Origin of the sequence: Rhizobium sp. AC27/96 (genome assembly GCF_001692325.1) — a bacterium.
In the GTDB taxonomy this organism is placed as follows: domain Bacteria; phylum Pseudomonadota; class Alphaproteobacteria; order Rhizobiales; family Rhizobiaceae; genus Rhizobium.
On the sequence record NZ_LXKN01000023.1, the window covers coordinates 1 to 821 of the forward strand.

General features: G+C 64.9%; 1 protein-coding gene. It reads left to right on the plus strand.

From position 1 onward, the window contains the following. Positions 1 to 821, plus strand: an 821-nt coding sequence (locus tag A6U86_RS19955; protein ID WP_198929072.1) for a putative Ig domain-containing protein, incomplete at both ends; no start/stop codon positions are given.

Consider the following 821-nt stretch of genomic DNA (forward strand, 5'->3'; position numbering starts at 1 on the left):
GATAGCTCCACCGGTTCCGGACCATTCACCGGGTCGCGGGCCTATAATCTGGTTGTCAATGCCCCGACGATTGCAGTCGCTCCGACGACACTTGCCGCGGCCACGCTGAACGCCAGCTACAGCGAGACCATCACGGCCTCGGGTGGTACGGGTACCTATACCTATGCCGTAACCTCAGGTGCCCTGCCGGCCGGTCTTACCCTCTCCTCGGCTGGCGATCTCTCGGGAACACCGACTGCGGCCGGCACCTTCAACTTCACCGTCACCGCAACCGACAGCTCCACCGGTTCCGGACCTTACACAGGCTCCAGAGCCTACACACTGGTGCTGGTTGCCCATCCGCCGATCGCCAACGGTGTGACTGCGACGGTTGCCCAGAACTCCTCGGCCAATCCGATCACCCTCAACATCACCGGCGGCACCCCGCTCTCGGTTGCGATTGCGACTGCGGCAGGCCATGGCACTGCGACCGCATCGGGTACTTCAATCACCTATACGCCGACAGCAGGCTATGCCGGTGCCGACAGCTTCACCTACACGGCCACCAATCTCGACGGCACGTCCGCGCCGGCGACCGTCAGCATCACCGTATCCGCTCCGACGCTGTCACTGGACCCGGCGACGCTGCCCGCTGGCGCCATCGGAGCCGCTTATAGCGAGACCACGACGGCTTCCGGCGGTACCAGTCCCTATAGCTACGCGATCACCGCCGGTTCCTTGCCGGCCGGGCTGACGCTCTCGTCCGCCGGTGTCATATCCGGCACGCCAACGGGCGGCGGCACGTACAACTTTACCCTGACCGCCACCGACAGTTCGACCGG